The sequence below is a fragment of the Micromonospora sp. NPDC005257 genome, from assembly GCF_042872445.1.
In the GTDB taxonomy this organism is placed as follows: Bacteria; Actinomycetota; Actinomycetes; order Mycobacteriales; family Micromonosporaceae; genus Micromonospora.
The window spans coordinates 715713-724129 of the sequence record NZ_JBIAKL010000002.1; the positions used below are offsets into that span (position 1 = coordinate 715713).

Below are 8417 nucleotides of genomic sequence, written 5' to 3' on the forward strand. Positions count from 1 at the left end.
CCCGCTGAACCGGGTGGCAACCGCTCACGGACGGGGGTTCGTGCGCACCCAGCCCTTCTCCCGGTCACGGCGACCCGCGGTAGCGGCCAGGCAATGCGGGCAGACCCAGCCCTCCGGGTCGGCCGCGGTGAGCACGTCGGTGCCGGAGTAGTCGAACGGCACGTGCGGGAAGCGGCGCAGGCGGGTCCGGCTCAGCGGCAGCCCGCACAGCGTCTGGTTCTGACCCGGCAGCCAGGCGTGGACCTCACCGCCGGGCCGGCGTGCACCGTCGTCGCCCGGCACCTCGCGGGACGCCGCCACGGCGGCGGTGGTCGTGACTCGCATGGTCGCCCAGGTTCCCCGGCCGCCGCGGTTCACGCCTGGCGGCGACAACCCCTGGGGTACGCGGGCCGATCGCGTACTCCCGTGGTGGTAGCCCGGTCGACGACTCCGGGACGACGACCGGCGGCGATGCGCGTCCATACGCTGCCGCCGTCACCACTTGTCACGACCCCAGGGAGCCCCGAGATGTCCATCCGTCACCTGCTCGCCGGCGCAGTCGCCCCGGCCGCGCACATCCCGCTCGCCACCGGGGGCATCGGCGGCTCCGGCCGGGTCGGCGCCACTGTCATCGCCGTGGTGGCCCTGGCCAGCGTGGTCGTCGGCGGGCTGGCGCTGAGCCGCTCCCGCCGCGGGCCGGGCGAGGGGCGGGTCCAGGCCCTTGTGGCGGCCGCGGCGGGAGTGGTCAGCCTGGTCCTCAGCGCCTGGCACCTGGCGCTGACCACCGAGGGTCTCGGCAGCGGTCAGGGCCGTGCCGGTGCGGTCGCCGGTGTGGCGTTGGGGCTGATCGGTGCGGTGCTGGGCGGGCTGGCGCTGGCCCGTTCCCGGCGTACCGCCTGACCGGCCGCTCGTTCCGGCCGGCTGCTCGTCGTGTCCCGGCTGCTCGTTCAGGAGGCGGTGAGCCAGCCGGGCACGGTGAGCCCCGACTCGTACGCGAGCACGACGAGCTGGGCCCGGTCCCGTACCCGCGTCTTGGTCATGATCCGGCTGACGTGCGTCTTCGCGGTGGCCGGGCTCAGCACCAGCCGGGCCGCGATCTCGTCGTTCGACAGGCCGGCGGCGACCAGGACGAGCACTTCCCGTTCCCGCTCGGTGAGTGCGCTCAGCCGTGGGCCCGGGTCGGGGTGCCGGGTGCGGGCGGCGAACTCGGCGATCAGCCGGCGGGTAACCCTCGGGGCGATCAACGCGTCGCCCCGGGCCACCACCCGTACGCCGTGGATCAGCTCCGCCGGCTCGGTGTCCTTGACGAGGAAGCCACTCGCGCCGGCCCGCAACGCGCCGTAGACGTAGTCGTCCAGGTCGAACGTGGTCAGGATGATCACCCGGGCCCCGGTGCCGGCAACGATCTCGCGGGTGGCGGCGAGCCCGTCCAACAGCGGCATCCGGATGTCCATGAGGACGACGTCCGGCCGCAGCTCCCGCGCCAGCCGCACCGCGGTGACGCCGTCTGCGGCCTCGCCCACCACCTCGATGCCGTCCTCGCCGTCGAGGATCGAGCGGAAGCCGGCGCGTACCAGGGTCTGGTCGTCGGCCAGCAACAACCGGATCATGCGGTCTCCCCCAGTTCCGCGCGCGGCGCAGGGACCGGCAGCGGGGCGGGTCGCAGCGGAAGGCGGGCCCGCACCAGGAATCCGCCGTCCGGCCCCGGTCCGGTGGTGAGCGAACCGCCCAGCGCCCGGGCCCGCTCGCCCATGCCGAGGACCCCGGTCCCGGCCCCGTTCCCGGTTGTGGTGTCGGGCGGGCCCGTCGGACCGGCGCCGTCGTCCGCCACCTCCACCACCACCTCGTCGCCGTCCGGCAAGACCCGGACCACCGCCGTGCTCGCGCCCGCGTGACGGCTCACGTTCGTGAGCGCCTCCTGGACGATCCGGTACGCGGACAGATCCACCTCCGGCGGCAACGGCCCGGTATCCGTCACCTCGGTACGCACCGCCAGCCCGCAGCGCCCCGCCCCCGTGACCAGCTCGTCGAGGCGGTCGAGACCGGGCGCGGGATCACTCGGCGTCGTACCCTCCTGCCGGAGCACGCCCAGCGCCGCCCGCAGCTCGCGCAACGTCTCCCGGCTCGTCCGCTTGATCACCGCGAGCGCCTCCGCCGACCGCTCCGGATCGGGCCGGTGCAACGCGGCGCTCGCCTGCACGCTGATCAGCGACAGGTGGTGGCCGAGCAGGTCGTGCAGCTCACGGGCGATCCGCAGCCGCTCCTCGGTGGCCCGGTGCCGGGCCTCCTCCTCCTTGCGCCGCTCGGCGGCCAGCACGCGCGCCTGCACCTCGGCGAGATAGGCCCGCCGGTTACGGGTCACGCCGACGATGACCGCGACGAGCCACCCGGCGTGCAGCAGCGTCGCGCCGTTCCCGCTGACGCCGGTCCGGGTGTAGCTGTCGGCGACGGCGAAGGAGACGACCGACGCCAGGCCGAGCCCCACCGCGACCGCGAGGTGCCCCTCGTCGACGACCGTGTACAGCGCCACGACGAACACCAGCATGACCGGCCCGGGGCGGTGCAGCAGAGCCCCGTACGCGGCGACAGCGGCCAGCGCCACCACGCCCACCGCCACGGGGTATCGCCGGCGCAGGTAGAGCGCGGCGGAGGAGGCGAGGACGACAAGCAGCGCCACGATCTCGGCGGTGGTGTCGATGCCCTCCGACTGAACCACCAGACCGAGCAGGGCGACCAGGGCGACGAGCGGCACCGAAGCGGTCCGCGCCCAGCGCCAGCTCGACATCGTCGAAGCGTAGCGGTCCGCGGACGCAGCGGAGGGCCCCGAAGTGGGATCGTGGCGTGCCGGAGGGTCGATGCGTGACGCACGCCGGGGCTGATCAGGTTCGGGTAACCTGTGCGTGCGGGCCGCTAGCTCAATGGCAGAGCTGTGGACTTTTAATCCAGAGCAATGTCTGCCAGCACTGAGACGATCATGCAACGACCTGCGCGAATGCCGCGCTCTTAATCCACTATGGATCCGTGATGCTCGCGGGTTGCTCGCTTGCCATACGGAACGTGCCCGCCACCTGTGACAGGCACACGGCGCGGGTTGAGCTCAGGAAATGGGGTACCGGTTTCCCCTAAGGCGATGCTCTATCTGTGCACGCAGGCAATGACCTGCGCCTTCCTATTCTATTCTTCATGTGAGGGGGCCGCACGGGATGACGCGGAACTGGTCGTACTCCTCGCGTGGTGTGGCGGGGTGGGTTGACGACGGAGTCCGGCGACGAGTTGCCCCTCGGCGCGTCCGAGGAACGCGGCTCTTACCTGGAGAAGTGGACCTGGAGGACGAAACACCTGCACCGCCGGGATGCAACAGCAGCACTCGGGCGTCGTTGGGCGTCCTCCAGCGACCGCGAGTTGGGGGCACCGCTCAAATCGGCTGCCGACGCATCAGCGCTGCTGTCGCGGCGCGCAGGAGGGAGGCCGAGCCACTTCCATCAGCTTCACGGACAGGTGTTCCCGGCCGACAGTTCGCACGGATGAAGCCAGTCGCGGCGTGAGTCGCGCAGCGTGTGGCCATGACCACGACGTCGGCACGCCGAGCCCACTGTCTTAGTTGCGTGCTGCCGACGTAATCATGGCTTGTGATGACGTTGACCTGGGGTGCGACGGCATTGAAGGTCGCGGCTACCCGGCCGAGGACCTTTTCGTCCAGTGAGTACAGGAGCAGATCCTGAGCCATCACTAACGACCATGCCTCTGCTGATGATTTCGGTTCGGGCTCAGGCCACGGGAGTTCAACGGCGATTTCGGCACTCAGTTGAGCGGCAAAAGTGGCCTGATCGGGGTCGAGGCGGGTGCTGTGATCGCTCAGCGGTCGAAGTAGGCGGTAACCCAGTCGAAGCCGGGCGTCGGAGTCTGGACACGCCGACCGTGCGACGAGGTCGACGAGGTCGAGGACGACTGGGGCACGATCGGGGCCGGCCCATCGCGGTGCTTCAGCCGTCAGGTCGTCCAGGAGGTGTGCGTATGCGGGGGCGTCCGGTGCGGACCGAAGGACGATTTCTGTGAGAGCGACGACGCCGGCCAGGTCACCAGGGCTGAAACGGTCATGGGTGAGCGCGTTAACGAGGAACTCACGTGCTGATTTCGCCGCTGGGGTCAGGTAGCGGTCCGAATCGACGAATGGGCCAACAAGTGACCAAATTCGGTCCGCCGCTGCATCGTCGAGTTGACCGAGGACGGCAGCGATCTGGTCGTCGTGCTCGGCTGCTTGTGACCATTGGCGCCACTGCTCGCCGGCAAGGACCTCAGTGACGGGTGACCGGACTGCGACGGCTTGTACCAACTGAAGCCATGACGCTGGTGCTGCTGCCGGCGGGCTGGATCTGCGTTCGGTCGGTTCTGGGACATTGCCTCCCCCATGCGGTTCGGGGCGGGTGTTGCGGTATTTCGCGGCCAGTTCAGGTGCCAACCGTTCGACCGCTTCGAGGACATCGGGTTGGTCGCGTAGGAGGTCTAAGATGGGTGTGCTGTTTACGACGATTGCAGCTAGCGCGAGGACAGTGAGCGCTTCAGGGCTCAGTTCGGAAAGTTCGCCGTTCATGAGGGCGGGGACCAGAGTTCCGGCCTCGATGAGGCGGGTCCGCGCAAGGTCGAGGTCGCCGTTTGCTAGGGGTTCCGCCAGTGCGGTGGCAAAGATCGCTGCGAGGATGGCGTCGCGCACAGGGATGGGTGGGTGCGTGATGGCGACATCGGGCAGTTCTGCGAGCCGGAGCAGTTCGCTGTTCCGGCCGAGGCGGGATAAGCGCTTGATGCGCAGGTGAGCGACGTTTGTGGCGCTGAGCCCGCCGGTGGCCGAGAGTTGATCGAGGATCGATGCTGAGGCGGAGTTGTCGCCTGCGGCCATGGCAACGTCAAACTGGCTGAGCAGCCGGCCGACGGGAGTCGGCGTATGCCAGGACCGTCGTGGGCGTGCTCGTATGGCTTGCTGGAGTAGCCGTACGGCGTCCCACATGTCTTTCTCTTTCGAGCGTGGGCTCGCGATGACGAAGATTGAACTGTGGCCGGCGAACTCAAGGACAGCCCGATCTATCGGATCATTCGGGTTGAGGCGTGCGGGCAGGCCGTGAAATCTGGCGAAGCTGGTGCCGATGAACGCCTGGAGCAGTTCACCAACCGTCGCCGCATGTCGTTCATCGTGGGGGATGACGTATGCCACCCATTGCCGGGTCTCGGGGTCCTGGCGCGGCAGGATGATGGGGACGTCAGATGCCTCATGAAGGACTTGGAGGTAAGGAACGAGGCGGCGTCCGACAGGCGAGCCCGGATCGCGGTCCGGCCACACAGGATTTGCTGGACCGAAGAACGCTTCGATGAGCCGGTCCGCCCGAATGGCGTAGCTGCTCTCGGTGCGGCGCCCGGTCATTCGAGTCCTCCAAAACGGTGCCGGAAGTCGAGGCGGGCGGTAGCGGCAGCTTCACTGCTCACCTTGTACGTGACGGCTTCGTCGTTGATCTGCATGCCGCGCAGGGTGAGGTTCATGGACCCCGTGAGGAGCCAATCGTCTCCGCAGAAAGTCTTCTCATGTACGTCTTCGTGTTGCTTGATCTGCAGGTTCTCGCCGTCGGCGCTGCGGCGAAGGCGGTCCAAGAACGTCGAGTTGTGCCGGTCGGGACGCGAGACGACTGTCACCCGGGCCTGGTTGTAGGTAAGTAGGGATAGGACTTCGGAAAGGGTGTACATCCGGTTCGAGGGGTCGACGAACACGCTGTCGAAGCTGCCGCTGGTGTTGTCGATGGCCGGTACGTCGCTGATCCAGGGAGACACGAGCCAGAGTTGGCTGCTCGGCGCCACCAGTTCAGCGGTGAGCACGGTTGCCAGCACTGTGTCGATGCGAAGGCCGGTCGCCCGGCCGGTCCGGACCACTCGTTCCAACGTCACTGTGTAGCCTCACGAACTTCGATCGTCGCGCGTAGATTGTCGCCGTCACGTGTGATGGTGCGAACGTCGCCGTAGACCCGCAGCACGTCGCGATCGATGGCAACCGCCGGCACGGTCCTGAGGGCTGTGCTGAAGGCTCGCATCCGCTGTGCCGGGGCGACGAGCACGACGGCGCCGCGGTCGCGTACTGCCGATCGGTAGTTGTCGAGCCAGTCGACGTCGTCGACGTTGACCACAGGCAGCCGTTCGTCGTGTGCTGCCTGCGCCAAGAGCCGATCGAGGATCGGCGTGGGGGCGTATGGCTGGTAGTGCTGCAGGTGTTGGACTCGGGCCTTGTTGCCTCGGGGCCACAGCAAGCTGAACACCTGGTCCGGTGTAAGGCTGGTGTTGCCTGCATTCGGCACGGCGACTTGTCCGCTGCCGATGAGATATGCGAACACTGCTGCCTCGACCTCGAAGCCGAGGCGTTGCTGGAGGGCGTCCCAGGCGTGGACGAGTCCGAGCGCTGCGGCGTCGGTGGCGTTGGTGGTTCCTGGTCTTAGCAGGCGGGTGGAGAGCGCTGCCACGGCTTGATGGCGTGGGTGGCCGGTGAGTTTCGCCCATGCTGATCGAAGTTGTTGCAGCGCGCTCTCAGCGGCATGGGCCGAGCGCGGGTCACGGAGCGTGGACATTGCCTGTGCGGCGGGCCCTGATGGCTGGGACACGACATGGTCGAGCAGTTGCACGACGGTACTGTGAATGTAGTCGTGGTCGCTGGGGCCTAAAGCGCTGTCGACGAGGTTCCAAAATCGGCGCGGATTCTCGGCATAGTAGTGCGTCAGCTGCTCGATGATTCCGATACCGCCCAGCGATGTTTCGCTCAGCCAGACCGCGGCGGGGCCTCCGGTCCCAGGCGGCGAAACGACGTCGACGATCAGGTCGCGGTCTTGAGCGTCGGGGCACGCGCGTTGGGCAGCGGCCAGAATCGCGGCTGCCACGGTCTCGCGGTACGTCCGTTGGGCGAGGTCTTCCGTGAGGCTTACGACTTGATCGGTCCAGAGCAGCCGTGCGTGACGGTCGAGGCAGTCGGTGAGCCGCGCGTCGTTGCTGAGTTCAGTCAGACCGGCGACGAGCCTCTCAGGTGCGGCGGTCGCGACGGATCCGGCGTCGCGGTAGAGGGCCCGCAGGATCTGTTGGACGTCGTTGCGCCAGGCGCCACGACTCAATTGGGCGTGAAGGCGTTCGCCGGAGGTCGCGTTGTTGGGCTGGGTGGCGGCCAGGGCATATGCGGCCGTATACACGGTGGTCAGCCAGTTCCGCTGGAATGGATTGGCTACACCGTCGAGCGCCGGGTCCTCCGCGACGGCGGTGGCGAACGCCAGCGATCGCCACTCTGGCGATTTCAAGTGTTCGACGACGGTCGGCCGAGTGAGGTTAAGCGGTGCGAGGTCGAACCGGACTGCGTCGACGTTTAGGCGGAAGCCAAGCGCAGCCGGCCGGCCGTCCAAGCTGTAGCGGACGCTGCTGGTGACGGTGCCTGCGGTGCCGCGGTCATAGGTCGTGTCGCATTCGGCCCCGAGCGTCATTCGGCGAACCTCAGCCGGGTTGCCGGCGGCGCTCGTGGCGAAACCAACAGCGGTGATGCGGTCGGTCCAGTTGGACGGCTTGGGGATGTCCGCCATGTAGAGGCCGCTGCTGGGTTCAAGGATCTCAGACGCCCACACCGGAATGCCTTGCGATCGATCGGCGACCGCGTCCGGTGGCTGCTGCAGAGCGACGACGTGGGGCCGGAAGACCTGAACCGGCTGGTGTCCCGTCGGTGACCAGGTGCCCTGTGGCGTATAGGTCTCGACGAAACTGTCGATCTCTAGAGCGCCGTTGGCCTGGACATCTGGCAGCGGCAGCCATGTGCGGTGATTGCTGCGGCGGTAGCCATAGCGGCGGCTGACGCGTCCGGGCACTGCCTCGCGGAGCGCCCGCTCGATGGGAAGGGCTTCCCAATCCTCTGCGAATGGCAGCCGGAAGTTGACCTCCGGCACGTTCAGCGGCTCGTACAAGGCCGTGGTGAGGAACTCGGGTAGCAGGCTTCCGGGATGCGCGCCTGGGTCCGGGTCGACGGGTCGCCACCCGGACCGCAGCCGGCGCAGGGCTGTGGGCACCACGCCGAGCAGGAGGGCACGCGGCTGTTCCCAGAGCAATGCCTGAGCCTCGTCGGCGCTGATGTCAAGGGCGCGACGCAGGTGGACGATCAGGCTGTCCTGCAATGTTGGGTCGATGATGAGTTTTTCCAGCAAATCGGCGAGTGCCTGCCCCTGTGCTGGAGACGGCGGGCGGGCAGTCGGGCGTGGCGCGGACAGCAGCCGGCGTGGGTCGATCTGGTTGTCCCGTAGCGTCGTGGATAGCCAGTCCAGCAGAGCCTGCGCGCCTTGGATTTTGAGAGGGTGGTTCGGTAGCTTTCGTCCATTGTGGGTTCGGCCCGGCATGTGAATGTGAGCCGTGGTCGTAACCGGTGACGTGGTGGCCGCGTTGGG

General features: G+C 68.0%; 6 protein-coding genes and 1 pseudogene. 1 reads left to right on the plus strand and 6 read right to left on the minus strand.

Annotated elements, in window-relative coordinates; translation table 11 throughout:
* Positions 1-24 precede the first annotated feature (24 nt).
* Positions 25-324, minus strand: coding sequence for a hypothetical protein (locus ACFYO8_RS06800; protein ID WP_354867649.1), 300 nt, complete (start codon positions 322-324; stop codon positions 25-27).
* 183 nt (positions 325-507) lie between these two features.
* Here ACFYO8_RS06800 and ACFYO8_RS06805 point away from each other — a divergent pair, with 183 nt between their 5' ends.
* Complete coding sequence (locus tag ACFYO8_RS06805) at positions 508-879, plus strand: DUF6223 family protein (RefSeq protein ID WP_354867647.1); 372 nt, start codon at positions 508-510, stop codon at positions 877-879.
* Between the two features lie 47 nt (positions 880-926).
* Here the strand turns inward: ACFYO8_RS06805 and ACFYO8_RS06810 are convergent, their stop codons facing one another.
* From ACFYO8_RS06810 to ACFYO8_RS06830, 5 genes and pseudogenes are all read right to left on the minus strand, one after another.
* Positions 927-1589: a response regulator transcription factor gene (locus tag ACFYO8_RS06810; protein WP_354867644.1), complete on the minus strand. Its 663-nt coding sequence runs from the start codon at positions 1587-1589 to the stop codon at positions 927-929.
* Positions 1586-2764: a sensor histidine kinase gene (locus ACFYO8_RS06815; protein WP_387188867.1), complete on the minus strand. Its 1179-nt coding sequence runs from the start codon at positions 2762-2764 to the stop codon at positions 1586-1588. Before ACFYO8_RS06815 ends, ACFYO8_RS06810 begins: the two co-directional genes overlap by 4 nt.
* Positions 2765-3394: 630 nt before the next feature.
* Positions 3395-5392, minus strand: coding sequence for a hypothetical protein (locus tag ACFYO8_RS06820; RefSeq protein ID WP_387256858.1), 1998 nt, complete (start codon positions 5390-5392; stop codon positions 3395-3397).
* Positions 5389-5907 (minus strand): phospholipase D-like domain-containing protein DpdK, encoded by a 519-nt coding sequence (dpdK, locus tag ACFYO8_RS06825; protein WP_387256860.1) that lies wholly within the window; start codon positions 5905-5907, stop codon positions 5389-5391. The genes ACFYO8_RS06820 and dpdK overlap by 4 nt, the downstream gene beginning before the upstream one ends.
* Positions 5904-8417, minus strand: a pseudogene (locus ACFYO8_RS06830) (DEAD/DEAH box helicase); the annotation flags it as partial. The gene dpdK and the pseudogene ACFYO8_RS06830, both read right to left, overlap by 4 nt.

Bases quoted from the DNA above. Each gene is read 5' to 3' on its own strand.
- ACFYO8_RS06810 (WP_354867644.1), bottom strand. From the start codon at position 1,589: ATGATCCGGTTGTTGCTGGCCGACGACCAGACCCTGGTACGCGCCGGC.
- ACFYO8_RS06815 (WP_387188867.1), bottom strand. From the start codon at position 2,764: ATGTCGAGCTGGCGCTGGGCGCGGACCGCTTCGGTGCCGCTCGTCGCC.
- ACFYO8_RS06800 (WP_354867649.1), bottom strand. From the start codon at position 324: ATGCGAGTCACGACCACCGCCGCCGTGGCGGCGTCCCGCGAGGTGCCG.
- ACFYO8_RS06805 (WP_354867647.1), top strand. From the start codon at position 508: ATGTCCATCCGTCACCTGCTCGCCGGCGCAGTCGCCCCGGCCGCGCAC.
- ACFYO8_RS06820 (WP_387256858.1), bottom strand. From the start codon at position 5,392: ATGACCGGGCGCCGCACCGAGAGCAGCTACGCCATTCGGGCGGACCGG.